The organism is Streptomyces sp. DH12 (assembly GCF_020873895.1).
Lineage (GTDB): Bacteria > Actinomycetota > Actinomycetes > Streptomycetales > Streptomycetaceae > Streptomyces.
The window spans coordinates 1-646 of sequence record NZ_JAHWGT010000392.1 but is presented as its reverse complement, the minus strand read 5'-3'; the positions used below and the strand labels follow the sequence as shown (position 1 = coordinate 646).

Genomic DNA, 646 nt, shown 5'->3' with positions numbered 1-646 from the left:
CTGCTGCCCAGGACCCGCCGCTGGGCGGTGCCGCGCGTCTGGCTGGCGGCGCTGTCGCTGCTGCCCTGGCTGACCGTGATCGCGCTGGTGTTCAACCTGCCCGAAGGGTGACGGCCCGTCCCACGCGGCGGCGCGCGCCGGGAGGCATTCAGCTCCCCGCGAGCAGCTCGTCCGCGTCGACGATCCGGTAGGCGTAGCCCTGCTCGGCCAGGAACCGCTGGCGGTGCGCCGCGAAGTCCTGGTCGATGGTGTCGCGGGCGACCACGGAGTAGAAGTGCGCCTGGTGGCCGTCCGCCTTCGGCCGCAGCACACGGCCCAGCCGCTGCGCCTCCTCCTGGCGGGAGCCGAAGGTGCCGGACACCTGGATGGCGACCGTCGCCTCCGGCAGGTCGATGGAGAAGTTCGCGACCTTCGACACCACCAGCACGCTCAGCTCGCCCTGCCGGAACGCCTCGAACAGCTTCTCCCGCTGGGCGTTGGACGTCTCGCCCTTGATGACCGGGGCGTCCAGGTGCTCGCCGAGCTCGTCGAGCTGGTCGATGTACTGGCCGATGACGAGGATCTGCTGGCCCGCGAAGCGGCGGACGATCGCCTCCGTGACCCGCTGCTTGGTGGCGGTCGTCGAGCAGAAGCGGTACTTCTCCTC

General features: G+C 71.1%; 1 protein-coding gene. It reads right to left on the bottom strand.

The window, feature by feature from the left end; all coding sequences use genetic code 11:
* Window positions 1–148: 148 nt before the first annotated feature.
* A partial coding sequence (locus LPA54_RS34750; RefSeq protein WP_267487957.1) for a helicase-related protein occupies window positions 149–646 on the bottom strand: 498 nt, incomplete at its 5' end.